The organism is Paenibacillus sp. QJM3NY_38 (assembly GCF_056173265.1).
On record NZ_CM149665.1, the window covers coordinates 3,638,587 to 3,664,429 of the forward strand.

Sequence of the window (25,843 nt, forward strand, 5' to 3'; positions counted from 1 at the left end):
ATCCCAAAAGCACTGTACTCGTATTAATCGCAAAAGCTAGCGGACAATAAAGAGCCTGGGGCCACCCGGGCTCTTTATTGTCCGCTCTTGAAAACAACCTGTTAACCGTTATTAAGGAATAATAGGCATTAGAATTATCATGCTTCCTTCTTAACTTTACGAATTTCATAAGTTGTTTCCTTAGCAGAAAAGGTTATACTTATCAATAGGTTAATTTGAAAGTCATCAGGGGGATATGTTAATGGCAAAACAAGATGAAGTTTCATTACAGAAGAAATTGAGGCCAAGGCATATCAGCTTTATGGCGATGGGCGGTGTAATCGGCACCGGGATATTTAAAGGAAGTTCCGAGACGATCAGTCTCGCGGGTCCGGGCGTAATTTTCTCTTATATCTTTGCAGGACTTCTGCTTCTGGTGGTTATGGGAGCAATGACGGAAATGGCTACGGTGTATCCGGGTCGGAACATGAAAGACTTTGTACGGGAAGCCTTTGGAAAACGGGTTTCTTTTGTCATGGGCTGGATGTATTGTTTCATGTGGCTGTCGGTATGCGTGATTGAAGTGATCGCGGCAGGCAGCTTTTTGCAATACTGGTTTCCGGAGGTTCCGCTGTGGCTGCTCAGCCTAGCAAGTGCTGCGCTCATTATTTTAATTAATATGATGAGTGTTGGAAGCTTTGGCGAAGTGGAATTCTGGCTTGCCGGGATCAAAATCGCCATGATTATTAGTTTTATTGTGCTGGGAAGTTTTCTGATGTTTGGCATTATTCCGAGTTCAGACACCCCATACCTTCAAAATTTCACCGCTCACGGTGGTTTTTTACCAAACGGATGGTTCGCCATATTCTCGGCTCTGCTTGTTGTTACCTTTTCGTATGGCGGCTCCGAGCTGATCGGTCTCACATTAACCGAGACTGAGAATGCGGAGAAAATCCTGCCGAAAGTCGTGCGCAATTTTATTTTGCGGGTGATTTTGTTCTTTACGCTGCCGATTCTGATCATATGCGGATTGATTCCGTGGAATCAGCTCGGGGGAGAGGCAAGTCCTTTCGTTCAAGTGTTGTCCGCTACGGGATTGCAGGGAACAGCCCACATTATGAATTTTATTTTGGTAACGGCTGTGCTGTCGGCAGCCAACTCCGGTATCTATGGTGCGACGCGCATGATCTATTCCATGGCAGCTGCCGGTGAGGCTCCACGGAGCCTGGCCAGGACCACGAGCAAAGGCATTCCGCTTAATACGCTGAAACTCTGCGCGATCATACTATTAGCCGGTTCCTTGCTTGGATTGATTGCCCAAGACCAGCTGTTTCGGGTTCTGATGGCGGTGCCGGGTTTTGTCGTTGTACTCGTGTGGATCTGCATTTGCTTCTCGCAGCTGAAGCTTCGCAAAGCTTATCCGGTGCAGCCCAGCTTTAAGGTATGGGGGTTCCCCTATATAACCGGGGTAACTGCGCTCTGCCTGTCTGTGATCGCTGTCCTGTTTTTGATAGACGGGCAGAACCGGGTCAGCATCAGCGTATGTTTGTCCGTCCTGCTGCTATTGGTTGCCTGGTCCATCATGAAATTCAAAAAAGGCAACAGAACCGGATAACGGAGCGGATGTTGTGCTTCAACTTCACGGTAATCGGACAAGCATGAAAAGGTATCATGATCCGGTTGCGAGCCGCATTGCTGCAATCAAGAAAACGGAATATACCAAGAGAAGGCGGCAGAGGATCAATCCTCTGTCGTCTTTTTATATGTGTGAGAACAAGTAAAGAAAGTGAAAGGAAAAAGGAATGTAAAAAAGGAGTAATTGATAGCGCTTTCTTATGGAAATTATAATGAATTATACATAAATTGGATTGCCTAGGTGGAGCGTGTTCATTAAAAAATGCTAATGACGAGGGTGCTGATGGGTATGATGGTACAGAAATTTTGCAGTCTGAAATGGCTGTACACAGCCGGAATCTTAATTTTGTTCATCGTGACTGTCTTTTTGATCGCAAAGCCTGAATTTTCACAAACGCATCAAGAGGACACTTATATCGCGATAGTTGACGGAGAAGAGATTCATGTAAGCGAATTTCAAAGAGCTATTCGTGCCAATCGAGCTGAAATTATCAAGTATTTCCATGAAAAATATGATGCTGCGCAGTCTGCCGATTTTTGGTCCACACCTTACGGAGATGAAACTCCGCTTGAGTTGATCAAAAAGAAGGCACTCGAAGACAGCATCCATCTTAAAATTCGACAGATCCTTGCTAAAGAGCAGGGCGTGCTCTCCGATATCAGTTACGACGGTTTTGTACAAAATCTCATGCTTGAAAACGAGAGAAGGCAGCAAGCAATCAAGAAAAATCAGGTTGTTTTCGGACCCGCCCAATATACCGAGGAAACCTATTTTGAATATGTGATGGGAAACACGGCTTTAGCGGTCAAAAACCATCTAATGGAGCATGACTGGATTCCGAATGAACAACAGCTGATCACGTTTTATGAGGCGAATAAGGGACGGTTGTATCATGCGCCCGCTACGGTGAAGGTGCGACAACTATCGTTATCTTTTCTTGATGCCAATCGGAATGTCGATACTCTTCGCAAAACTCGGGAGAAAAGGAAATTGGAGACTGCTAGGCAGAAAATCTCATCCGGAATTTCATTTGAGCAAGCAGCAAAGGACATCAATCAAGATAGCCAGATTACGGAGCAGTTATACAACCTGGATAGCCACAGGCACAACGCCAGAAGTCCGGTAGCTCAAGCTGCTGCCGACCTTCATCCAGGAGAGGTTAGCGAAATTATTGAAGAGAACGGCCGCTTCTATCTCATCCAATGCGTGGAGAAAGATCAGAGGGGAACCAAGTTTCTGGCATTTGACGGAATAAGAGAACAAGTGTTAAAGGACTATATCGATAACAAATACGAGGAGTACATAGGTGAGCGGATAACAAATGCGCAGATTGTATTGAATGAGGAGCTGTACAGAAAATTCCAGATGTAACCGCCGATTTGGCATTACATAAATCAAAATGAAAGGAATGAAGATGATTGAGGCAATCGTTTATCAAAAAGTTTATCTGTATGGTTTCTATCTTTTCCTTGGTTTGCAATTGGATCACCGCTTCACCGTCGGACGCTTTAGCTGCCGGAACCACTTATTATGTGGACAGTACAGGGGGAGATGACGGGAATAACGGCACAAGTCAGGACTCTGCGTGGAGATCGTTAGACAAAGTTAACGCGACTACCTTTGCCCCAGGCGACAAAATCTTGTTCAAAGCAGGGGAAAGCTGGAATGGCAGGCTGTGGCCTAAAGGTTCCGGTTCAAGCGGAAATCCGATCATTATCGATATGTACGGTTCCGGAAGCAAACCATTAATCGCAGGGATTACGTCCGAACTGGAAGCCGTCTTTTTGAAAAACCAGGAGTATTGGGAAATCAACAACCTGGAGGTGACAAACAGCTCGCCGCTGCCTTTTGATCGGGATTGGGAGAATCCTCGGGGCCAAAGGCGAGGTGTTTATATCCTGAATGAGGAAGCTGGTCTATTAAATCACATCCATATAAAAAACATGAACATCCATGATGTCGATGGATCATATACCACACGCTCCGGAGGCATTATTTTCGATTCGGTCGGGTCGACTACACCTAGCGCATTTAACGACATTCTCATCGACGGTAATATACTGACGGATGTGGATGCCTATGGCATTTACATTGGCTCCAATTGTATCTTGCGCTACGGAATGGGCGATTTATGGCCATGGGTACCTAAACCATACGGGCCATGGACGCCGTCCACCCAAGTGAAAATATCCAATAATACCGTCATCCGAGCCGCAACCGGCGGAATCGCGTGGAATGTCACCGATGGAGCGGTGGTCGAGCGCAACACCGTCCAACAAGCTACCTATCTGGCAACCAATGCTTCCATTTGGTGGGCGTATGCGGACAATAACCTCGTTCAATTCAACGAATCGTTTGCCAGTGTGAACGGCGCGGAAGACGGGCATGGCTTCGACGTGGACGCAGGAAACATCAATTCGTTAGTTCAGTACAATTACAGTCATGATAACGCTGGCGGCTTCATGCTGTTCGTAAACGACACTTACAACACAATCAATACCATCGTCAGATACAACATCAGCCAAAACGATAGAAAAAGCATATTCCGATACAGCGGATCCATTGATAACGTCTACAACTACAATAATACGATATACGTAGGAAAATCATCAGGCAACCCGGTGATGAGCGATTATTTCACCAAGGCTTCGGGAGCCCCGCGCAACATTCATAATTATAATAATGTGTACTATAGCGTCGGCGATAAGGGATGGGACTTGACGGGTCAGACATTTGACTACAACGCATATTACGGAGGAAACACATTGGTGCAGGCTGATGCCCATAAGATAACGGACGATCCGAAATTTGTTGATCCCGGAAGCGGCGGCAACGGCATGGATACAGTGAATGGGTACCAATTGCAAGCGACTTCACCACTAATAGGCGCAGGCATACGCATAAACGATAACGGAGGAAGGGATTATTTCGGCAACCTGTTATATAATGGCGCTCCCGATATCGGTGCCCACGAATACGAGGGCAGTGTTCCACCAGCCGGGAACATGCCGGATCCGATCGTCATCGTTCCGAAACGGCCTGCCAGCACACCTGTCGACAATCTAGCTACGCAGGCAGCTGCAAGTACGACATTTCAAACGTCATCTTCAGGACCGATTGAACACATTATTGATAATGATTACGACACGGCATGGGAAACCGAGACCAAGCCTTCATTTCCGAACGATATCACGCTCGATTTTGGCGAGCAAACGCTTATGGCCAATCAATTGAAGCTTAATACAAGATATGGAAAAGATTTGGGTATTACGAACTTTGATCTTGAATACCGTAATGGTTCGGCATGGATTCCCCTGCGCACCAATATCAATCTGACTTGGGATTTGAACACGGGCGCAAATGAGATCAAATCCGTGGAATTTCCACTTACTCGATTCTCTCAAATCAGATTGAAGGTCCATGACGGTGTTAACCCAACGGGGCGAATCGCACTGAATGAGCTTGAATTGTATAACAATCCTGAACTATCCAAAGATATGGTCACCACGACCTTTGCGACGGGGGCAGGCACAATTACTAACATCATCGACAACAATTTGAACTCTGCATGGGGAAGTACCGGAGATGTAACCTTTCCAGGTTATATTACCCTTGACTACGGCAATCATAGGGTACCGGTCAACAAGGTTACGTTAGTCACGTTTTTTGGGATCGGCCAGGGTATTACAAATTTTGATGTGGAGTATTTTGACGGTAGCCGTTGGGTGACGGCATTATCTGGTGCATCGGTGGAATGGAAGCTGAACGACAGCACCAAAGAACGTCAAAGCGTTTCTTTCCCAACGGTAAACGCCTATAAACTTCGGTTAAAGGTGAATGACGGGAATCGGATATGGGGAAACATCGCGTTAAATGAACTCATCGTTGAGCATACCGCTGATAACGTACCCGTTACTGGAATAATAATGGATAAACTGGAGCTTGTGTTTAATTCCTCTTCCGGCCGAAGTAGAGAGCTCCACGCAACGGTCATGCCGGATCATGCAACCAATAAAAATATTACATGGAGCACGAATCTAGAGCAGGTGGCAACGGTAGACGATCATGGCATCGTGACTGCCGTAGAGGAAGGAAGGGCTGTTATCACGGCAACGACGGAAGACGGCAATTTTCAGGCCTCCAGCCATATTACGGTGGACTGGACAGCGCCGGAGATCACGATACATCAAGTTGTAACATCAGAATCTAACACGGGTGTGTTTCAACCCAAATTTGAAGTAGCAGACCTTCTGTCAGGTGTCGACCAAGCAAAAACCGAAGTCATCTTGGATGGAAAAGTATTAACGGATTCAACTGAAATTCCGTTATACAAACTTGAGCAGGGTACACATACGTTTACGGTAAAAGCAATTGATTTAGCAGGGAATTCATCTATACAATCCGTAGACTTTCAGGTGAAAACAAGTTATGCCGCTCTTGAGGAACTGGTTCAACGTTTCGCAGACGAGGGAACCATTGATAACAAAGGGATTGCTAACAGTCTGCTGAAAAAATTGCAAAAACAAAACCTAAGCAGTTTCATTTCTGAAGTCCATGCACAAAAAGGGAATCATATCTCCGCCGAGGTTGCTGAATATTTGTTACGTGATGCAGCAACGTTGCAAGAGTTATAACCTAAACTTCCAATTGTTTATATCGCATTCTCACAGCTAGAACAGATTCAGATAGAAAAGCCGGATTCCTACATGATGGAATCCGGCTTTTTTGATCAGTGAGTTACTTCTTGGATGGCGTATCCGTTTTGTATTCAATAACTTGTAATACTTTTGGTTCGATAGCTTTTAACATTTGTTCCATTGAAAGGTTGTTGTTCGGAATTTCCCCGTTAGCTTCACCTTGGGTTTGCATATCAACCTGAGTTTTTGCAATGACATCCACAACTAGTTGTTTCGAGACATTTTTAGAGGCTGCGATCTCCACTACAGATTTACCTTTTGCTAACTCTCGAAGAAGTGAGTAGATTGAACGTTAATGGTTAATATCGCATTTGTTCATAATGAAGGAGATTTGATTCTCCAATCGGTTGAGTTGTTCCTGTGTTTCCTGGTCTTCTGTACCCTGTTCCCGCAGAGCGGCAAGCTCTTGCTTGAGCTGATGGAGATCGTCGCTGGCATTCGCGCAGTTATAGTCGCTTTCCAAATTGTCGAGCATCATGGTTCCTCCCTGGTTGTATGAAGTTGTTCATCACTAGTATGGAGGATACTTCCAAAGTTATTCATGGCCTTCCGTTAAACGAGCTTTTTTCGAATCGCGCCCGAAATCAAGTCGATCAAGGTAATCATGACGATAATCCCTAGCAAAATAATGCCGACGCGGTCCCAATTTCGTGAGCTTAGCGCGAAAATAAGCGGTGTCCCGATGCCGCCTGCGCCAATAACGCCCAGGATGGTGGCGGAGCGGAGATTGATTTCGAAGCGATAGAGGATATACGACAGAAAACCGGGCAGTACCTGAGGCAAAACGGCGAACCGGACAATTTGCAGCCGCGTCGCGCCAGCAGCAATCAGAGCTTCCGTTGGACCCGCATCGATCTGTTCCACCTCTTCGGAGAACAGTTTGCCGAGCATGCCTACCGAATGCAGACCGAGTGCCAGCACACCTGCAAAAGAGCCGGGGCCCACCGCCTTGATGAACAACAGCGCCATTACGATTTCAGGGAAGACGCGGACCAGACTGAGCAGCACTTTGCCTGATCCGGAGGTGAGTATGGAACCGGTCATGTTGGCCGCGGCCCAGAAAGCGAACGGGATACAGATGACCGCCGATATGATCGTCCCCAGAATGGATATAGCCAGCGTATCGAGCAAGCCTCGCAGCAAATCCTCTCCGCCTGGTAAATAGACAAAATCCCAATCGGGTGAAAGCAAACCTGAGAAAATCGCCTTTGTCACCTGACCAGCCGTCTCCTTAATGCCAGAGAACGGAATACCGGAGAAGGCCCAGACATAAACGACGGCCAGCATAGCGTAGATAAGCCAGCGGAGACGACTTTTTTTCTGTTGGGGAACGATGTCGTTCCATGATTGGCTCATAACAATTTCTCCCGCAATTTCGTACTAATATAATCGATCAAGAGGACAACAATCAGGGTGAAGATGATGATCATGCATGTTTTGTCGTACTCAAAAAAACCGAGTGTCACTTCATAATAATGACCGATCCCGCCAGCTCCCACCAGACCGAGCACGGCAGCGGCACGGACATTGATTTCGAATGTGTACAGCGTATAAGATGCGAAATGCGCCCGAACCTGCGGAACTGCACCGTACACGATCAGCTGCGGCAGATTGGCTCCGGCAGCGGTCATCGCCTCCAGCGGACCAGGATCTATCGCTTCCAGCGCTTCATAGGTGAGTTTAGCTATCAGACCCAGTGAAAAGACCGATAAGGCAAAAATCCCCGGTAACGGACCGAGTCCTACTATGGCAACAAATAAGGCGGCGAGCAGAAGGTCGGGAATCGCGCGGATCAAGTTTAGCAGAAAGCGAACCGGATAGGTAATCCACCGATTCTTGACCAAGTTATCTGCACAGAGCAGCGCCACCGGAACGGCCAGGACGGCGCCGAGCGTCGTGCCAATCAGCGCCATGCGTATCGTCTCCAGCATGGCCGTCCAAATGTTGTCGAGATAGCTCCATTTCGGCGGGAACATTTCCCGCAGCAGGTCGAGCATGTTCGGCAAACCTTCCACAAGCTCCATGAGGGTAGCGTCCGTCTGCAGCGCACTGCCCCAGACGAGAAGCAGCAGGAAAGCCGTTGTCATGTAATGCTTCAGCTTGCCAGGTGGTTTCGGGCGAAGAAGGGGAGACTGACCTGATGGCTTGAACGGCGCCGTTTCCAGTTCCATCTTCATACAGCCGTTTCCTCCAATACCTGATCCTTGCCGAATGGCCGTCCGTATATTTCCGTAAACCGCTCGTCCGTCGCTTCCGATACAGGTCCGTCAAAGACAACCTCCCCGGTGCGCAATCCGATAATTCGTGTAGCATACTGCCGGGCCAGATCGATCGAATGTAGATTCACGATCGTCGTAATTTCGGATTCCGCGTTAATCCGTTTTAAATCATCCATGACCTGCTTCGTGGTCAAAGGATCGAGGGAAGCAACCGGCTCGTCCGCCAGTATGATCTTGGCTTCCTGCGCGAGGACTCGAGCAATCGCGACTCGCTGCTGCTGCCCGCCAGACAGCTTGTCGGCCCGGGCATAGGCTTTCTGGACGATGCCTACCCGATCGAGTGCCTGAAAAGCGAGATCTACATCGGCCTTTGGAAATCGGCCGAGCAGGGTGAGCAGGGTGGAGTGGTATCCGACGCGTCCGGCGAGCACATTGCGGAGTACGGAGGAGCGCTTCACAAGGTTGAAGTTTTGAAAAATCATGCCGATATCTCTTCGGATGCGGCGCAGCTCTTTACCCTTGGCCGCTGTGATCGATTTACCGTCGATCACGATTTCGCCTTCGGAAATGTCGTGAAGCCGGTTCATCGACCGCAGCAGGGTCGACTTACCGGCGCCGGACAGCCCGACGATCGCCACGAATTCGCCGCGGCCGATCGTCAGATTGATATGGTTCAGTCCTTTGGTTCCATTGGCGTATGTTTTCGAAACGTTGCGAATTTCAATCATGGCACCCAATCCCTTATCGTTTACTCGGTCTTAACCTTGTTGCCATATTCACGGACAATCTCGAAATGACTGTCATCGGATTTGACATAACCTTCATGCGTGTAAATTTCGGAGATAATCTTGTGGCCTTCTTCGTCCTGGCCGATCTCAATAAACGCGGTTTGCAGCTTCTCAATCCATTCCAGGCTCATATCGGAGCGAACGGTGATCGTATCGTTCGGAATTTCCTCCGTATAAGTCAGTACGCGTGTATCTTCAAATACAGTCGGGTAATCGTTCTTGACGACATTGCGGGCATCCTGGAAAATGGCAGCTGCATCGACATCGCCGTTCAACACGGCAAGGACGGCTTGATCATGGCCTTTTACCGTAACCGGCTCGACGTCCTTCAGCGGGTCGATCCCGTTATCCATCAACACCGCGGCTGGCCACACATAACCGGCAGAGGAAGAAACGTTTTGGTAGGCGATTTTTTTGCCTTTTAGGTCGGCTATGGATTGGATATCGGAATCCTTTTTCACGATCATCATCGCCTTGTAAAAATCCACAAGCTCATCCGTAGGCTCGCCGGTTTCATCCTTGACGCCATAACGTTGGGCCTGCAGAATAACCTCAGCAGCGCCTCTCTCTTTGGCAAGAACATACGCGGTTGGCGGCAGGAAACCGACGTCCACCTTTTTGGAAGCCATCGCTTCTACAATCGTGTTATAGTCGGTCGATACGCTGACCGCAACGGGGATCCCGATTTTGTCGGAGAGCAGCTTTTCGAGCGGCTTGGCTTTGGCTTCAAGCGTGTCGGCATTCTGGGAAGGAACGAATTGGACAGTCAGTTTATCAGGGACAAACCCGGTTGATTCTGTGGTCGTGCTGCTGCCTGTATTTGTGCCTTGCGATTTCTCCTGACCGGCGTTCGCCGCGGCTTTGCCACCGGTGTCGGTATTACCGCCGCATCCGCTGATGACAGCGACGGACAATAACAGGGGCATGGTGAATTTCATCCATTTTTTCAAAACAATGACCTCCATCTATAAGTTAATAACATGTCTCACCTGCTCCACTATACGGAGGGAGTGTTAATGGTCTGTCATTGAAATGATAACTCTTTGTAAAGTTTTGGAATTTTAATATAAAACTGCATTTCAATTGATAGAATGGCTTGAATATGTTGTGAACAGGAGAGATGGTATGGAATCGACGAATAAAATGACAATTACCGTGCTGGCCACCAGCGACTTACACGGGCATTTATTTCCTACGGATTACCGGACGCGGGACGAAAGAGTGATGGGGCTCGGCAAGCTGGCTTCCCTGATCCGTGAAGAGCGGCTTATCCATCCGGACCTGCTGCTGATCGATAACGGAGATTTGATTCAAGGCTCTCCGCTGGCTTCCTATGCAGTTAAAAGCAGAACGGATATCCACCCGTTGATTGGTGCGCTGAATGAGCTGGGCTATGATGCAGCCGTTCCGGGTAACCATGAATTCAATTATGGTATGGAGACGCTTGAAAAAGCGGTGCAGGATTCCCGGTTTCCTTGGTTGTCAGCCGGAATCCGGTTGCAGGATAGCAAGGAGCCCGCCTTTGGAAAGCCATATTTAATCAAGCACATCGGTGACATCCGGGTGGCGGTTCTGGGTGTGACGACACACTACATTCCGAGCTGGGAGAATCCGTCTCACATTCAGGGTCTCGAATTCCGAGACGCATTGGAAACCGTGAAAGAATGGGTGCCGCGCATCCGACTGGAGGAGCAGCCCGATGTGATGATCGTGGCGTACCACGGCGGATTTGAGCGCGATATGGAAACCGGGGAGCCGGCGGAAAGCATCACCGGAGAAAACCAGGCTTATGGCATGTGTGCCGAGGTGAAGGGCATCGATGTGCTCATCACCGGGCATCAGCATCGACTGCTGGCTACGCAGGTACACGGAGTGACAGTTGTCCAACCCGGATTCAATGGACAGGCCATCGGCAAGATCCGTGTGGATCTGGTTAAGGAACAGGAACGCTGGATGGTTGTGGAGAAACGGGCCGAGTTGCTGCGACCGGACACAGGGACGACGACTGACACAGTGGTGTTAGCTTCCAGCCGGCAAATGGAAGAACGGACCCAGGCATGGCTCGACGAGCCGATCGGACGAGTCGAGGGTGACATGGGCATGTACGATCCAACGGCCTGTCGGCTAGCGGAGCATCCTTTTATCGAGTTTATCCATCGCGTTCAGATGGAATATGCGGAAGTCAACGTTTCATGCGCGTCATTACTCAGTGAAGATTCCAAGGGGTTCGGAGAGGTTATTACAAGACGGGATATCCTTACGAATTTCATATATCCGAATACGTTGGTCGTTCTTCGTCTGACCGGACGCGACATCCTGGACGCGCTGGAACAAACAGCCTGTTATTTTACGGTCGGCCCGGGCGGGACTCCTGCCGTGAACCCAGCATATGTGAAGCCGAAACCGCAGCACTATAATTACGACATGTGGGAAGGCATTGAATATACATTAAACATTGCATGCGCGCCGGGATCAAGGGTCAGCAGGTTGAAATATAACGGCGCAGACTTGCTCGAAGAGATGGAGCTGGATGTGGTCCTGAACAGCTACCGGGCAAGAGGAGGAGGGGATTACAGAATGTTCCAAGGGAAGAGAGTGATACGGGAGATACTGATCGACACCGCGGAGTTAGTGGAACGGTATATCTCGGAGCGTGGAAGCATCCCAGCTGCTTGTAATCACAATTGGAAAATTGTCATAGAGAGACAATAGCTTGCTGGTGATTGTTAACTTAAGGAGAGGCTTTAAATCGATCAACTTGTGTCACGGAACAGTCCTTACCATCGCGGCTTGGGTACAAATTTATTTAGCCCTCTTGACTTTATACCTAACTAGAGAGTTTATACTCTAACCAATAAATCAAGATAGAGGGTGAAAGCATTGTTTAAAATCAGCGAGTTTTCCAGGCTGAGCCGAATTCCGTTACAAACTCTGCGCTATTATGATCAGCTCGGAATCCTGAAGCCAGCCATGACCGATGAATCGACGGGATATCGGTATTATTACGCCGAACAACTACTGGAGATCAACCGTATCGTCATATATAAGGAATTGGGATTTACATTACAGCAGATCGCGCAGCTCCTTCATGAAGATATTTCAACAGAACAGATTCGGGGCATGCTGAGGCTCAAGGAGAGTGAAATCGCGCGGCAGCTTGATATGGAGCGCTCTAGGCTTGTCCGGGTAAAAGAAAGAATGCAGCTCCTGGAACGGGAAGGAAAAGTAAATAATAAACAAGAGGTTGTCTTGAAGCGCGTTGAAGCCATGCACATGATCACGTATGCTTCCCAAGGCACCGTTGAGGATATCCCAAGCCTTTTCGAAATGTTCGATGGGCTGCATGATGGCCGAGCCAAGTCTCTATTATACGGTCCGCAGACGTTGTTGTGGAACGTATCCGGCAGCAAGGAGCATGTGTTTGAGTTCGAAGCCGGTTATGCCGTGAAATCAGACACCTTCAAGCTGCCGGAGCATCTCCAGTATCGATCCCTGCCTTCTGAGACCATGGCCACACTGTTATTCCGCTCGGATTCGGTGTACTCCGAATCGGCCTGCCTGGATCTTGCCGAATGGATTGAGCAGCATGGTTATCTCGTTCGAAGCGACCAGCCCGGAAGAGAAACTTATGTGCCTTTATCAGGTGAGCCGGGGGTTTGTCTCATCGAAATTCAATTACCAATTGAATACGAAGAGGAACGCGCATGAGTAATAAATGGATCGTTTATTTGCTTGCCCTGGCCGTGTTTCTCATTGGAACGATCGAGTACATCATAAGCGGTATTCTTCCCATCGTAGCGGAGGATCTAGGCATTGCGACGTCCACCGCTGGATCATTCGTAACGACATTCGCACTTTCTGCAGCAATAGGCGCACCCGTAGTGGTCGCCGCAACCATCCGGGTGGACCGAAAAAAAATGCTGCTTGTCATGCTCGGCATATTTATTTTCAGCAGCTGTCTCGTCTATGTTAGTGACTCACTTGAAATGATGCTGATGACTCGAATGATCCAGGGACTCAGCGGTGGAACAGCCACGGTCATTGCAATGGCCGTAGCCACGCGTATGGTTGAAGAACGGAATCGGGGCCGTGCGATCGGCACCATATTGATGGGACTTAGCAGCTCTCTGGTGCTCGGCGTGCCGATCGGCACGTTCTTGAGCGAAACCATGGGGTGGAGAACCTTATTCGTCATTGCTGGCTTGCTGATGGTGATTCCGTTCTTGGCGGTCGTTTCCAAGGTTCCGTCCATTACGGTGCAAAAAGCCATTACACTTAGAATGCAGCTGTCGATATTAAAGGATAAAAAAATGGTGCTGGCTGTAGTCATTACGCTGTTTTATATCGGAGGATACTCATCGCTATTTACGTTTATATCCCCCTATCTTCAGCAGAATAGTGAGTTATCCGCAACGGCGCTTTCCGGTATTCTATTGATCTCGGGGATATGCAGCTTTGCTGGCTCCAAATTCGGAGGGGGCTTAGCGGATACGAAGGGATCCAGATTCACGATTTACGCCGGACTGTCCATCCAAGCGGGAACGTTGCTGCTGTTGTCTTGGTTCAACGGCTCGATCTACGCTGTTGTTCCATTAATCATGTTATGGATAGCCGCCACATGGGCGACATCTCCAGCACAGCAGTTGTATTTAGTTACCCTGGTCCCGCAATCGCCGGATATAGCCTTAAGCGTCAATACTTCGTTTATCCAATTTGGCTTCGCCCTCGGCTCAGGAATCGGCGGATTGGTGATCAGCAGCTCCTCCATTGACAATCTGGGTTGGTCCGGGTTTGTCATGGTTTTGGTGGCGCTCTTGCTTGCAGTTCGGTTGTTAGCTAATGATAAAAATAACTATGACAACCCTTGTCACTATTAGCAGATATGATGAACTTAAGGATGATCATCTTACATCCTATCCATCAAATATTGAACTTAGTTTCTTAGAAAGGGATGAATCAATCATGTATACAACCGTTTCTGATTTTATTACAGAATGGAAGAGGGAAGCTGAATTAACACAAAAGGTGTTAGACAGTTTGACGGATGAATTTTTACAACAGCAAGTATATCCTGAAGGCAGGACACTGGGGAGAATTGCTTGGCATTTCGTAACGAACACCCCTGAATATTTGACTGAATTCGGGCTTGTTCTCGATCAGGTGCAAGATTCTGATGATGTACCCTCCGCGAAACAAATCGCCGAGACCTTTAGAACAATAAGTTCAGAAGTAGCGACGGCTCTGGAAGGACAATGGACGGATGAGAGTTTAAAACAAATTCAAAATGCTTTTGGACGTCAGGAATCAAATGCTACCATCTTTATGGGATTGATTAAACACATTGCTCATCATAGAGGGCAGGTTACCGTTCTTATGCGTCAGGCTGGATTGAATATCCCTGCGGTATATGGTCCTTCAAAGGAAGGTTGGATACAAATGGGAGTAGCCAACCCGCCGCTTTGAACATGAATGAACTCGAATAACAAGAACATACACGCAATAAAGTCGCGAACAATCGCGGCTTTTTTGTTTTTAAGATGTAATTACATGAACAAATATCATCCCCGCATTGCAGTTTTTATAGTAAAATGGAAATTGCGGGTTTTGCCATAGATGAGTGTCGTGACTTTAAGGAAGAGGAGTTATTGAGGCAAGTGAAAAAGTTATATTCAACATGGTTCGGAGGTTATTGGAGCCCATATCTGGTTATGGCTTTGGCCGGTATTCTCAGCGCGGTTTACTTCGGAATCACCCATACGGTGTGGGCGGTAACCGGTGAGTTTACCCGTCTCGGGGGACATATTCTGGAATTCATCGGGGTGGATGTGTCGGATTGGGCGTATTTCGACCTCGTACATATGAACGGAACGACTTGGACGCGGACCGACGGCTGGATCGTATGGGGCATGTTTATCGGAGCCCTCATTACGATTCTGCTGAGCAGCAATTTCAAGATCCGAATGCCGAGACAGAAACGGCGGTACGTTCAGGGATTTGCAGGAGGAATCATCGCGGGCTTCGGAGCCCGGCTGGCTCTGGGCTGCAATCTCGCAGCCTTTTTTACCGGCGTCCCACAATTCTCCCTTCATTCCTGGATCTTTATCGTTGCTACCGGCGCGGGCACATTCTTAGGTGCTCGGTTGGTTAACACAAGATGGTGGAAAGGGAAGCCCGTCCTGAAAATGGGCGGTACCGCGCCTTCCGTTAAACCGGGTAAGAACAGGCAACCCCTATTCGGGGGTGTGCTAGGTCTTGCCTACATCGCGCTGATCGTATATTTCTACGCAACTGGTCGCACGATGCTTGGAACAGCCGCCCTTTTCGGAGCGGCATTCGGTATTCTGATCGAACGGGGCCAGATCTGCTTTACTTCCGCTTTCCGCGATCTGTGGATCAGCGGCCGGGCTACGATGACAAAAGCGATTGCCGTCGGTATGGCAGTCAGCTCTGTCGCTACACTTATCGTTATTCTTGTATACGGTCTGGACCCGATTACAAAAATTGCCGCCCCGAGCACCTTTATCGGCGGATTGCTCTTCGGGCTGGGTATTGTCATGGCCGGCGGTTGCGAAACCGGCATGATGTACAGGCTGATGGAGGGACAAGTTGTCTTTTTACCCGTGTTTATCGGCAATATAATAGGTGCAACCACTTTGGCATATGCATGGGATCATATGGGGGTATTTAACCTTCTCGTGAAGATCGGCTCACCTATTAACCTGATCACCGTCATGGGTCCGGCGGGTGCATTGATAATTACGCTGCTTGTACTCGGGGGCGGATTCGCTGTCGCCGCATACTGGCAAAAAAACTACCGCTTCGGCGTAGGATTCAAGAAAGGGGATGCAACCCATGTCCGTTGATTTCACACTGGATCTCCGGGGGGAATCTTGTCCTTACCCGGTCATCTACACACTCGAAACACTCCGTGATATGAAAAAAGGGCAGACGCTTCAGGTCATTTCGGACTGTCCGTCCGCTTTTCGGAACGTGCCGGAGGAAGTCGTTAAACACGGCTATACCATGGCACAGGAGCCGGTCAAAAACGGCCAGGAATTCAGCCTGTTTATCCAGGCGTAATACGATGATCATAATTGCGAATAAAGCCTCCCTCTGACTGAACTGCACCCCAATTGTTAGACACATCTAACAGTTGGAGGTGCAGTTTTTTTATGACTAAATTTACTAAGGATAGCAAATTGGCATTAATTCAAGGGTATGACTCTGATCTTCTATCTCAGACAGAATACGCAAATCAAATGGGCGTAACCAAGTCTCAATTCCAATATTGGTTGAAGCTCTATGAGATGCATGGGGAGACTGCTTTTACTAACGGCTATACAAATTATCCGGCAAGCTTTAAACTGGACGTACTCAATCATATGGCTCAATCAGACGCTTCTCTCATGGATACCGCTGCTTTGTTTAAGCTTCCGGACTTCTCCATGTTGTATTCCTGGCAGAAAAAGATGGAGACAGGCGGTTTAGAAGCCCTTGAGCCAACAAAGAAAGGGCGTCCATCCATGAAGAAAAATTCCAATTCGTCTACCAGACGATCCGTAGTTCAAGGGTCTGTCGAAGCACTCGAAGAACGTATCAAACAGCTTGAAATGGAAAATGAGTATCTAAAAAAGTTGAATGCCTTAGTTCGAAACAAGGAAAAATCACCAAACAAGACAAAGCACAAGCCGTCTGGCAACTAAGGCATAAATATCCGGTGAAGGCACTCGTACAGCTGGCTGGTATCCCGCGCAGCACCTATTACAACCTTATAAAGCGTATGAACCAACCCGATCCGAATGCCGAGTTGGGGGCTGAAATCCAGTCCATTTACGTGGAACATGATGGACGTTACGGATATCGCCGTATTCGTGATGAACTGGCAGTCCGAGGGTGGAAAGTTAACCACAAAAAGGTTCAGAGGCTCATGAAGAAGATGGGCCTTCAATGCCTGGTTCGCATGAAAAAGTATAAGTCATATAAAGGGACCGTCGGCAAGATTGCACCGAATCATCTGGACCGCCAGTTCACGGCTGGGGCGCCAAATGAGAAATGGGTGACGGACATTACGGAGTTTAAGTTATTTGGAGAAAAGCTGTATCTATCGCCCATTTTGGACTTATTCAACGGGGAAATTATCACCTATACCATGGGTTCACGACCAACCTATTCTCTAGTATCCGAGATGCTGGATGCAGGACTGAAGCGTCTGCCGGAAGAACACCAACTTCTCCTTCATTCAGATCAAGGATGGCATTACCAAATGAAGCCGTATCGCCATGCGCTTAAGTCGAGAGGCATTCTCCAAAGCATGTCACGAAAAGGGAATTGTTACGACAATGCCGTCATAGAGAATTTCTTCGGCATTCTCAAGTCGGAGTTTCTGTACTACAAAGAGTTTGAAAGTGTGGAACATTTTAAGGAAGAACTAAAAAAATATATTGGATACTACAATACCAAACGGTTAAAGGCAAAATTAAAAATGAGTCCGGTACAGTACCGAACTCATTTTGAGAAAGCTGCCTAATGAAATAACCGTGTCTAACTTTTGGGGGTCACTACAGACAGGGGGCTTTTTTTATGTGAGGCTGTTCTGCGGCAACTGAAAGCAACATGAAATGTTATCCTTAATTACTGGTTAACTCGGAAAATGACTTTATAATGAGAACAAAGGATGTGATCCATATGATTAATATGAATTTGAAGAAATTGCGAAAGATGCACCGATTCACCCAAGAAGAAGTTGCCGAAAAGATCGGCGTTTCAAGACAAGCCGTTGCGAAATGGGAAAATGGAGAGACCGTACCGGATATTCAGCATTGCACAGCTTTGGCGGATCTTTATGGTGTGGTACTGGATGATCTGGTCCATCATTCCGATAAGCATTCAGAAATCGGCCTGCGTCCGAAGGGAAAACATATTTTTGGAATGGTCCGGGTCGGGGAACGAGGACAGATCGTAATTCCCAAAAAAGCCAGGGACATATTCGATATACGCCCCGGGGATAGCCTGGTGGTTCTGGGAGACGAGGCGCAGAAGGGAATTGCCATTATGAAGAGCGAAGGCTTGCTGCAGTTTGCAGAGGATATATTACATGCGCAGACATACGAGGAGGAAGATGAGTGATTGCCATTCAAACGATGCACGTGGCACGGGTCTGGGTGTCATGTCAAGGCGTCAGCTTCGGCCGGTTATAAAAAAACTCAAGGGAAAATCGCCATTACAAGCTGTAGAGTTTAAAAGGCTCTCCAAGTTATTTTGATTGACTTGAAGAGCCTTTTTCATGTGGAAGATTACGTTGAATCAGAACTTGATTTTAAGTGTGTCACCATCAAGATAAACCCCTTCGGAACGCATAATCGGCAGCTTTTGTTCCGCCGAAAAGCCGATGGTTTCCCCGTCCCTTAGTGTGACGTTCTGTTCAACAATATATAAAGAAATATCCATCAGGAATTCGCGAAGCTCGGCAGGTGGTACCTGGCTGTCCAGCACCTCGATCTCGTCTTTACCAAAGGCTCTGAGTCCATAGGTATAACCATTGACTCCGGATTCCGTGCGAACGAGCCCGAAGTATACGAGATTTAACAGCGGAAACAGATCGTCGGATTTCATGGTTTCAGCCATTTCCACAAAGAGCTCGGGCTGAAATACCGTGCCGGATGAATAGAGGCCGACGGCATTAGGCAGTTTCAAACAGCTCGCCGCCAGCTTGGTGTACATCCTGCCGCTATCAAGCGGGGAGGCAGCACGCGAAAACACGGCCAGAATAAGCTGACTGACATGGGTTTTGGTTACCTCTACAGCCTCTGGCCACAGGTAGTTTCCTTGAGCGTAATGCTCAGCCTCGCCATCCGGTACCGGAGCATCAACGAAGCTGACCGCGACCATGCAGCCGTCTGCTTCAAAGACCAGAATACCTTCCTTTTCCTCTTCGGAGCTGCCATTCTCCGGGGAAGAGGAAATATCCCAATCGTGCTGAAGATTTGCTTTGATCCGCTCCAGGTCGCATTCCGATGAATTCAACAGAACGAAGCCGTTAAATATACCGGATGAATCATTGGAGTCCATCGGGTTATCCTCTGGAGCTTCCCCTGCCTCATAGAGTGCCGCCTGCTTCATCCAATACTCACGAATCATGTTAACCATGGCTACAGCTTCCTGTTCCGCCGTGGCAGGATGATAGGGCTGCATCTCACTGAATACATGTCCGCAATGCTCGGTGTCTGACGGATTTTCATAACCGCCACAGACACCGACCAGCCATTTGCCAAACAGGGTCTTCTTATATTTGAAAATATAATAATGCATGTCGTGAAGATCAAATTCCCCCGCTAATTCGATTTTGCTGGGCTTATGACCGAGCTCTCGTTCATTTGCCAGCCATTCGATCATGGAATCCATTGCTGCTTGTTGTTGAACTGTCATTGTGTTCCTCTCCTTATATATGTACGATAATATAACTGTTATATTCTACCAATCATCACGGAGGTGAGCAATACTAGAAAAAGGCAAATAATGACCAATGAGAGAATGATCCTCGACTGCCGAATTCTCAAATATGGGCAGGATCTATACACACCATGTTGAATATATTTTTACATCCATACAGAGATCAAGGAGGTGGGCAGGTGGAACTTTTAAAGGTTTCATATGAACAGAAAACAGTATTACGTAACCTCATGGAGCTCTATCAATACGATATGAGTAAATATGAAGCTGAGAGTGAGAATGACGTTAATGAATATGGCCTGTACGATTATAAGTATTTAGACCATTACTGGACGGAAGAGGGGCGGTATCCTTACTTTGTTATACAATCAGGGAAGCTGGCCGGATTTATATTGGTGAGAGAAATAATAACAGCAAGGGATTCCACTCGAAACTACTCCATGGCTGAATTTTTCATCTTAAAAAAATACCGAAAGCAGGCAATGGGTAAGAAAGCAGCCTTTAAAGTATTCGACATGTTTAAGGGCAAGTGGAGTATTGCCTGGTTGAAAAAAAACCGGTCAGCCCAGGCATTTTGGACAAAAATCATCTCAGAATACACAATCGGCGAATATTCCGAAACAACGTTTTCAGGTAACCCTGCAATTGAATTTAATGTCTAAAGGATTGATCGGATAATCTCTATGATAGAACTTCTTGAATGTCACCGGATTGGGAACCTTAGTACGGAATACACCAATCGTAATTTGGGGTGATTTTGATTTTATGGAGAATCGTTATCCATGGTTAAACGTCGTTTTCCTGTCTGCTTTTTTGTTCATTGGTTTCTATCTGATCACGTTTATAGTCACGGCAACAAGCTATGGTTTGTTCTTTGCAGAACCGGCGGACCGGTTGAGGGAGTACTCCTGGATTTATTATGGGATTTTTTTCTCCGTGTTGCCTTATTTGTTTATGGGGGCCATACTGTACAAATTTATTCGACAAAGGCCATGGATACTCACGTTGCATGTAGTAGGGCAATGTCTACTCATTGAGAAGGGGGGCTTCGTCTATTTAGGAACGCTGCTAGGTACAGGATACCCGTGGTATGGACGTAACTTTCCTCGGTCCGGATTTGGTGTACTTTGTGAAGAACTGCCGATGTACTGTGGCCATTATGCGTGGAACTATACCATACTTGGCTCAGTTCTAGCTCTGGGGGCTTTTTATTGCGGCATCTTGATATCGAAATAACAGCTCGTTCGAAAATACGACACTAACACCATGATGAGCCATTCAAATATGGATGAAGAAGCTCGATATAAATCCGATCGGGACGGTCGCCTAACCGTCCTCCACTGAATATATCTGAAGTATCAGATGATTCAAGAGAGGATGTTGGCCTTGCAAGCTGTTTCTCATGATCTAGATCAAGGGTGGATCGCCTATACATCGAATCGTGCCGGATCGTTCGACATTTGGCTGTACCGACCGCAGGATAGACTTCATGTTCGACTTACCCGGGGACTTGGCGCGGAATTCTCCGTTCCCTATTGGTCACCCGACAGCAGGCGGATTGCATTTATCGGAATTGGAAATGTGGTCCACTTGCTGGATACCACCACGCTTACCGTAGCCAGGATCGACCAAATCGAACCCTACACGCTGTTGGACTGGTCTCCTGACAACCGGTCGCTGGTGTATGTTAAAAACGGCCGAATCGTCGTTTATGATACGTTCACACATCGGAGTTATACCATCTCAGAGCCTGGAGTTAGCGATGTCCAATGGTTCCCTTCCGGTACAGAGCTTCTATTTGCGGCTCCGGATGCCAGTGGCATTACACAGCTCTTCCGCATGCGGAGCGATGGTGAAAATCGGAGACAAATCACACGGAATACGGATGGGCCGCTCCATAACGTTCGGATATCCCCGGACGGTGCCTTCGCACTGTATACATTCCCTGGTGTAAGCATCTCCATAATTTCAACTGTCGATTTGGCAACCGGAACCGTCTATACGCTGGAAGGCGGACCGCTCGCCAAAAACTATTTTCCGTCATGGTCACCGGATTCCCAGAACATCGCCTACAGCGCAACCGCTTATGAAGAGCCATATTATTATTCTCTTATCCAGATTGACAGCCGCACCGGACAGAATCAAAGGACGATTGCGGTTTCCGACTGTTTTGCCACCCCTGTCGGGTGGTCGCCAGATGGTGCAAAAATAGCGTATTTATCGGGATGCGGAGGTATTGAAAGCGCTAGTCAGCTCTGGATCGTGGATATCAGGGATCAGATGCCGGTGAACGTTGTCAGCGGCGGGCGTATTACCGCCGTGCAGTGGTCTCCTCGTGCAAGAAGGCTTCCGGAAAACATTTTCACCAGCCTCGTTTACCGGGTATCTTTTCCATATCCTGCAAACTGGCGTCAGGTAAGCGAAGAAAGATACGAAGGGGCCGACGGTTTTTTTCAGGTATCCGCGATTTCCTCAAGTGACCCTATTACCGGAGTATGCCACGCCGAAGCTTTCCATCCATTAATGCCTTACGGCTCATCACCAACTATTATCCATGTGAAGGTGCAACATCAAGACGCATGTTTCATCTTCCCGTCAGTCGACCAGCCAGCAGAGATGAATAAGCAGTCCGCTCTAATCATAAGATACCCCCGCCCTGTCCTGATCGGGGAAACGTTCTACAATTATTTTATCTTGTTTGCGGACGTCAACCATATCCGTCAAATGGGTGCGCGGTTGTCATTTTTATAATGCTAATCATTTCTTCCTGAATGAACTTTGATTAATTCCTACTTGACAGGTGGAATTAATTGGTTTAATCTAGCCACAGGAATCACCCTTCAGTCATCATTAAATGATCATTCATTATCTTAGCATTGAAGGATAATGTCAGCCGATTGGTCCACCAAAGGCTCCTGTTTACTCCTTTGTCGTTCGTACGACGAAAGGGGTAGATGGGGGTCTTTCTGTATTTTCAAGAGCTAACGATGGGGGATTCGGACCGGCAAACGGAGGTTCATGACCCGAGAAAGGAGCGACATGGAAGATAAGAATTGGGACTTATTGGAGGAGGCCGATTGGCATTTTCGCAAAGTGGTACGCAGGTTTGTCAAAGAACGTGACAAGATTTCGGTAGAAGGCATATCCTTGCCAGGCTTGTTGATTCTCAACACGATATTCCGGAATGGAGAGCAGAGGCTTGGCGAGCTGGCGGAACAACTCGACTTCACATCCGGAGCTGTAACGGCGATATGCGACAAGCTGGAGACTTCCGGGTTCGCGATCAGAAGGCGTAGCAAGACGGACCGGAGAGCGATTGCCTTAGATATTACAGAAGCAGGAAGAGAGATGCTGCAGCGTAATGAAAATGTTGGCGGGTATATGATTGACCTCATCTTCGGCGCATTCTCGCACGAGGAGCTCAGGGAACTCATTCATTATTTTAAACAGCTCAATGAACATCTTGAAGGTTTCTCGGATTCCGTGCTTCAACATTGTGCAATATTTACCGAGCCAAACGAAAGAAATGCACAAGGTAATCGTGGCTCCGTGAAACGTTCAAATGCCTTTATTTCTTACTAAATCAAATTTGAAAGGAAGTTGTGACGATGGGACACCCGACGATTTATCCAACAGGTACAACGGTTTATAATCCGAAGAAGACTTGGAGCGGTTACACGATATATCAAGCAGCGGATACAGGAGCTCTCCTCATTGACATGAATGGGAGAGAGGTTCATCTGTGGAAAGGGCTTCGAGGATTTCCCAACAAGCTGTTTCCGGGTGGTCACGTGCTGGGAAGCACCTCCGAGCGCGACCCGAAATACGGGTTTCAGGATGAAACCAATCTGGTGCAGGTCGACTGGGACGGCAATATCGTCTGGAAATTTGACCGTTATGAATACATAGAGGATCCGGGGCATCCGCCGCAGTGGATGGCACGCCAGCATCACGATTTTCAGCGTGAGGGCAATCCCGTCGGTTATTATGTTCCAGGGCAAAATCCGAAGGTGGATTCGGGAAATACGCTCATTCTGGCCCACAAGAATGTGAAGCGTCCCGAGATATCCGACATCGAGCTGCTGGATGATACGATCATCGAAGTGGATTGGGAAGGAAAAGTGGTGTGGGAATGGGCTGTCTGCGATCACTTTGATGAACTGGGATTTGATGAGGATGCAAAGCTCGCATTATCCCGCGATCCGAACACCCGCGGCTTTGGAGCTCATGCGGGCGATTGGATGCACATTAATTCGGCTTCGGTGCTCGGGCCTAACCGATTTTATGATGCGGGAGACGAACGCTTTCATCCCGATAATATAATCTGGGATGCCAGAGAAACGAATATTATTGCCATCATTGATAAAAAAACCGGGGACATCGTCTGGAAGCTTGGCCCGGATTATTCCACGGAGGAAACGAAGCATATCGGCTGGATTATCGGCCAGCATCATGCCCATCTCATACCGCAGGGCCTTCCGGGCGAGGGTAACATTTTGATCTTTGATAATGGGGGCTGGGGCGGTTACGGAAAGCCGAATCCGGAAGCGGCGGATGGTTTGAAAATAGCTCGGCGTGACCATTCGCGCATCCTGGAAATCAACCCCGTGACTTTAGAGATTGAATGGCAATATACGCCGACGGAAGCCGGATTCCAGGCTCCGCTTGACTCTTACCGCTTTTACAGCCCGTATATAAGCTCGGCACAGCGGCTACCCAATGGCAACACCCTGATTACCGAAGGGGCTGACGGACGAATATTCGAAGTGACACGAGCTTTCGAGCTGGTGTGGGAATATATTTCGCCTTATAAAAACAGCCGCAACTCCAACATGGTCTATCGCGCATACCGGGTTCCATATGAATGGGTTCCTCAGCTTGAATTGCCCGTTGAGACGGAGATTGCCCCGCTGGATGTTGCCGATTACCGTCTGCCGGGCGCCGCGCCGAGAGGTGCCGTTACAAGTGTGGAAGTCGAAGGTACAATCTCATACGGTGAGGGCGCGCTTTGCGTGGCCAGAACGGATGAAGTCGTGCATAAAGAGAGGGATCGAGATGAGTAGACATCAATCTTTGAAGCAATGGAGTTTTCGGCTGCTGTCGGTAATTCTTATCATGAGTATGCTAAGCGGGTGCGGCAATGCTTCGGGTGAGCAGCAGGGGAATCGGCTCAAACTGAAAATCGCAGACATTTCAACCAATACCGTGTTTCGTGTAGCAAAGAGCAAGGGTTTCTTCGACAAACACGGAATTGATGCCGAATTGGTAAACTTCGCTACGCCGGCTGAAGGCGTGAACTCCTTATTCATTAAACAGGTAGACGTTGCGTTCGGAGCGGACTTCCCGCTCCTGAACGCTGTCAGCAAAGGCGATTACTCCATCTTTGCTTCATCAGGAACGGCAACGGATTTAAGTGCGAGCGAATGGAAGCTGTTCGTTCGTAAAGAGATTGGAAGCGCTGCGGATCTCAAGGGGAAAAGGTTAAGTTTCTCAAGAGGCACTTTCATCCCCTATCTATGGGATGTGTATTTGGCCGAAAACGGAGTTGCGCTCTCGGACGTGGAGCTGATCGGACAGGGAGGTTTCGACGAGGCGTATGTAGCTCTCAAAAAAGGCGACATTGACGCCGCCTGGGTATATGGAGCAGTGCTGAACGAGAAGTTCGGTGCGCTTACCGAAGCCAAAGAAATGTCGGATATGTCTAAGACACCCGTAAGGCTTGGTACCGGATTGATCGCTTCGAATGAATTGCTCAACGGCAACAAGAAAGGTTTCGTAGCGCTGTTGAAAGCGCTGGATGAGGCGTCAGCTTATGCCCAGGCGCATCCGGAGGAAACGGCGGATCTGATGTATGAAGAAGTCAAGCAGCCGAGAGAAGCGACGCTAAAGGATCTGCCGAAGAATCCATGGAATCTTGGTTTTACGGAAAAAGCCTACGAAGGATTACGGGGACAGAAGGAATATATGGTGGATAACGGCATCATCGAAAAGGATTTCGAGCTGAACGAGAAATTGAATCTGGATTTGGTGAGGGAAGCATTCCCGGATCGAGTCATTGAACTGAAGTGAGGAGAT

At 48.0% G+C, this 25,843-nt stretch carries 22 protein-coding genes and 1 pseudogene; 16 read left to right on the forward strand and 7 right to left on the reverse strand.

What is annotated here, in order from left to right; all coding sequences use genetic code 11:
• The first annotated feature begins 241 nt into the window (after positions 1–241).
• From AC0VZ8_RS16745 to AC0VZ8_RS16755, 3 genes are all read left to right on the forward strand, one after another.
• Complete coding sequence (locus tag AC0VZ8_RS16745; protein ID WP_475483727.1) at positions 242–1,594, forward strand: amino acid permease; 1,353 nt, start codon at positions 242–244, stop codon at positions 1,592–1,594.
• 309 nt (positions 1,595–1,903) lie between these two features.
• Positions 1,904–2,986, forward strand: a complete 1,083-nt coding sequence (locus AC0VZ8_RS16750) for a peptidylprolyl isomerase (RefSeq protein WP_475483728.1) — start codon at positions 1,904–1,906, stop codon at positions 2,984–2,986.
• Positions 2,987–3,066: 80 nt separating this feature from the next.
• Positions 3,067–6,249, forward strand: coding sequence for a discoidin domain-containing protein (locus AC0VZ8_RS16755; RefSeq protein ID WP_475483729.1), 3,183 nt, complete (start codon positions 3,067–3,069; stop codon positions 6,247–6,249).
• A gap of 103 nt (positions 6,250–6,352) precedes the next feature.
• On the opposite strand, the pseudogene AC0VZ8_RS16760 reads toward AC0VZ8_RS16755, so the two are convergent.
• The 6 genes and pseudogenes from AC0VZ8_RS16760 to AC0VZ8_RS16785 all read right to left on the reverse strand — a co-directional run.
• Positions 6,353–6,589: pseudogene (locus AC0VZ8_RS16760) on the reverse strand (hypothetical protein); the annotation flags it as partial.
• Positions 6,590–6,604: 15 nt separating this feature from the next.
• Positions 6,605–6,787 carry a DUF2524 domain-containing protein gene (locus AC0VZ8_RS16765; protein WP_475487702.1) on the reverse strand — a complete coding sequence of 61 codons (183 nt, stop codon included), beginning with the start codon at positions 6,785–6,787 and terminating at the stop codon, positions 6,605–6,607.
• Positions 6,788–6,864: 77 nt separating this feature from the next.
• Positions 6,865–7,668: a phosphonate ABC transporter, permease protein PhnE gene (gene phnE / locus AC0VZ8_RS16770; RefSeq protein WP_475483730.1), complete on the reverse strand. Its 804-nt coding sequence runs from the start codon at positions 7,666–7,668 to the stop codon at positions 6,865–6,867.
• Positions 7,665–8,489: a phosphonate ABC transporter, permease protein PhnE gene (phnE, locus tag AC0VZ8_RS16775; protein ID WP_475483731.1), complete on the reverse strand. Its 825-nt coding sequence runs from the start codon at positions 8,487–8,489 to the stop codon at positions 7,665–7,667. Before phnE (AC0VZ8_RS16775) ends, phnE (AC0VZ8_RS16770) begins: the two co-directional genes overlap by 4 nt.
• Entirely contained in the window at positions 8,486–9,259 is a 774-nt protein-coding gene (gene phnC, locus AC0VZ8_RS16780) for a phosphonate ABC transporter ATP-binding protein (RefSeq protein WP_475483732.1), read from the reverse strand. The genes phnE (AC0VZ8_RS16775) and phnC overlap by 4 nt, the downstream gene beginning before the upstream one ends.
• A gap of 20 nt (positions 9,260–9,279) precedes the next feature.
• Complete coding sequence (locus AC0VZ8_RS16785; protein ID WP_475483733.1) at positions 9,280–10,284, reverse strand: phosphate/phosphite/phosphonate ABC transporter substrate-binding protein; 1,005 nt, start codon at positions 10,282–10,284, stop codon at positions 9,280–9,282.
• Positions 10,285–10,444: 160 nt separating this feature from the next.
• On the opposite strand from AC0VZ8_RS16785, the gene AC0VZ8_RS16790 reads away from it, so the two are divergent.
• From AC0VZ8_RS16790 to AC0VZ8_RS16825, 8 genes are all read left to right on the forward strand, one after another.
• Entirely contained in the window at positions 10,445–12,031 is a 1,587-nt protein-coding gene (locus tag AC0VZ8_RS16790; protein WP_475483734.1) for a bifunctional metallophosphatase/5'-nucleotidase, read from the forward strand.
• A 168-nt stretch (positions 12,032–12,199) separates the two neighbouring features.
• A complete protein-coding gene (locus AC0VZ8_RS16795) occupies positions 12,200–13,027 on the forward strand; it encodes a MerR family transcriptional regulator (protein WP_475483735.1) in 828 nt (275 codons plus the stop codon).
• Positions 13,024–14,196 carry an MFS transporter gene (locus tag AC0VZ8_RS16800; protein ID WP_475483736.1) on the forward strand — a complete coding sequence of 391 codons (1,173 nt, stop codon included), beginning with the start codon at positions 13,024–13,026 and terminating at the stop codon, positions 14,194–14,196. Before AC0VZ8_RS16795 ends, AC0VZ8_RS16800 begins: the two co-directional genes overlap by 4 nt.
• Positions 14,197–14,281: 85 nt before the next feature.
• Positions 14,282–14,782 carry a DinB family protein gene (locus tag AC0VZ8_RS16805; protein WP_475483737.1) on the forward strand — a complete coding sequence of 167 codons (501 nt, stop codon included), beginning with the start codon at positions 14,282–14,284 and terminating at the stop codon, positions 14,780–14,782.
• Between the two features lie 191 nt (positions 14,783–14,973).
• Complete coding sequence (gene yedE, locus AC0VZ8_RS16810; protein ID WP_475483738.1) at positions 14,974–16,182, forward strand: selenium metabolism membrane protein YedE/FdhT; 1,209 nt, start codon at positions 14,974–14,976, stop codon at positions 16,180–16,182.
• The gene (yedF, locus tag AC0VZ8_RS16815; RefSeq protein ID WP_015735163.1) at positions 16,172–16,399 is read left to right on the forward strand and encodes a sulfurtransferase-like selenium metabolism protein YedF; all 228 of its coding nucleotides are present in this window, start codon (positions 16,172–16,174) and stop codon (positions 16,397–16,399) included. The genes yedE and yedF overlap by 11 nt, the downstream gene beginning before the upstream one ends.
• Before the next feature lie 92 nt (positions 16,400–16,491).
• Positions 16,492–17,846, forward strand: a protein-coding gene (locus tag AC0VZ8_RS16820; RefSeq protein ID WP_475483739.1) for an IS3 family transposase whose coding sequence is annotated in 2 segments (ribosomal slippage) — positions 16,492–16,945 and positions 16,945–17,846 — 1,356 coding nt in all. Because the reading frame shifts where the segments join, the coding sequence is not laid out codon by codon here.
• 158 nt (positions 17,847–18,004) lie between these two features.
• A complete protein-coding gene (locus tag AC0VZ8_RS16825; protein WP_475483740.1) occupies positions 18,005–18,445 on the forward strand; it encodes a helix-turn-helix domain-containing protein in 441 nt (146 codons plus the stop codon).
• A gap of 177 nt (positions 18,446–18,622) precedes the next feature.
• Here AC0VZ8_RS16825 and AC0VZ8_RS16830 read toward each other — a convergent pair whose 3' ends face one another.
• Positions 18,623–19,744 carry a DUF4261 domain-containing protein gene (locus tag AC0VZ8_RS16830; RefSeq protein WP_475483741.1) on the reverse strand — a complete coding sequence of 374 codons (1,122 nt, stop codon included), beginning with the start codon at positions 19,742–19,744 and terminating at the stop codon, positions 18,623–18,625.
• Positions 19,745–19,947: 203 nt separating this feature from the next.
• On the opposite strand from AC0VZ8_RS16830, the gene AC0VZ8_RS16835 reads away from it, so the two are divergent.
• The 5 genes from AC0VZ8_RS16835 (at position 19,948) to AC0VZ8_RS16855 (ending at position 25,837) form a co-directional block, all read left to right on the forward strand.
• A complete protein-coding gene (locus AC0VZ8_RS16835) occupies positions 19,948–20,430 on the forward strand; it encodes a GNAT family N-acetyltransferase (protein WP_475483742.1) in 483 nt (160 codons plus the stop codon).
• Between the two features lie 715 nt (positions 20,431–21,145).
• The gene (locus AC0VZ8_RS16840) at positions 21,146–22,519 is read left to right on the forward strand and encodes a hypothetical protein (protein WP_475487703.1); all 1,374 of its coding nucleotides are present in this window, start codon (positions 21,146–21,148) and stop codon (positions 22,517–22,519) included.
• Between the two features lie 288 nt (positions 22,520–22,807).
• Complete coding sequence (locus AC0VZ8_RS16845) at positions 22,808–23,350, forward strand: MarR family winged helix-turn-helix transcriptional regulator (RefSeq protein WP_475483743.1); 543 nt, start codon at positions 22,808–22,810, stop codon at positions 23,348–23,350.
• Between the two features lie 26 nt (positions 23,351–23,376).
• Entirely contained in the window at positions 23,377–24,831 is a 1,455-nt protein-coding gene (locus AC0VZ8_RS16850; protein WP_475483744.1) for an aryl-sulfate sulfotransferase, read from the forward strand.
• Between the two features lie 52 nt (positions 24,832–24,883).
• A complete protein-coding gene (locus AC0VZ8_RS16855; protein ID WP_397376701.1) occupies positions 24,884–25,837 on the forward strand; it encodes an ABC transporter substrate-binding protein in 954 nt (317 codons plus the stop codon).
• Positions 25,838–25,843 lie beyond the last annotated feature (6 nt).

Bases quoted from the DNA above. Each gene is read 5' to 3' on its own strand.
- AC0VZ8_RS16745 (WP_475483727.1), top strand. From the start codon at position 242: ATGGCAAAACAAGATGAAGTTTCATTACAGAAGAAATTGAGGCCAAGG.
- AC0VZ8_RS16750 (WP_475483728.1), top strand. From the start codon at position 1,904: ATGATGGTACAGAAATTTTGCAGTCTGAAATGGCTGTACACAGCCGGA.
- AC0VZ8_RS16755 (WP_475483729.1), top strand. From the start codon at position 3,067: ATGGTTTCTATCTTTTCCTTGGTTTGCAATTGGATCACCGCTTCACCG.
- AC0VZ8_RS16765 (WP_475487702.1), bottom strand. From the start codon at position 6,787: ATGCTCGACAATTTGGAAAGCGACTATAACTGCGCGAATGCCAGCGAC.
- phnE (WP_475483730.1), bottom strand. From the start codon at position 7,668: ATGAGCCAATCATGGAACGACATCGTTCCCCAACAGAAAAAAAGTCGT.
- phnE (WP_475483731.1), bottom strand. From the start codon at position 8,489: ATGAAGATGGAACTGGAAACGGCGCCGTTCAAGCCATCAGGTCAGTCT.
- phnC (WP_475483732.1), bottom strand. From the start codon at position 9,259: ATGATTGAAATTCGCAACGTTTCGAAAACATACGCCAATGGAACCAAA.
- AC0VZ8_RS16785 (WP_475483733.1), bottom strand. From the start codon at position 10,284: ATGGAGGTCATTGTTTTGAAAAAATGGATGAAATTCACCATGCCCCTG.
- AC0VZ8_RS16790 (WP_475483734.1), top strand. From the start codon at position 10,445: ATGGAATCGACGAATAAAATGACAATTACCGTGCTGGCCACCAGCGAC.
- AC0VZ8_RS16800 (WP_475483736.1), top strand. From the start codon at position 13,024: ATGAGTAATAAATGGATCGTTTATTTGCTTGCCCTGGCCGTGTTTCTC.
- AC0VZ8_RS16805 (WP_475483737.1), top strand. From the start codon at position 14,282: ATGTATACAACCGTTTCTGATTTTATTACAGAATGGAAGAGGGAAGCT.
- yedF (WP_015735163.1), top strand. From the start codon at position 16,172: ATGTCCGTTGATTTCACACTGGATCTCCGGGGGGAATCTTGTCCTTAC.
- AC0VZ8_RS16825 (WP_475483740.1), top strand. From the start codon at position 18,005: ATGATTAATATGAATTTGAAGAAATTGCGAAAGATGCACCGATTCACC.
- AC0VZ8_RS16830 (WP_475483741.1), bottom strand. From the start codon at position 19,744: ATGACAGTTCAACAACAAGCAGCAATGGATTCCATGATCGAATGGCTG.
- AC0VZ8_RS16840 (WP_475487703.1), top strand. From the start codon at position 21,146: ATGTTGGCCTTGCAAGCTGTTTCTCATGATCTAGATCAAGGGTGGATC.
- AC0VZ8_RS16845 (WP_475483743.1), top strand. From the start codon at position 22,808: ATGGAAGATAAGAATTGGGACTTATTGGAGGAGGCCGATTGGCATTTT.
- AC0VZ8_RS16850 (WP_475483744.1), top strand. From the start codon at position 23,377: ATGGGACACCCGACGATTTATCCAACAGGTACAACGGTTTATAATCCG.
- AC0VZ8_RS16855 (WP_397376701.1), top strand. From the start codon at position 24,884: ATGAGTATGCTAAGCGGGTGCGGCAATGCTTCGGGTGAGCAGCAGGGG.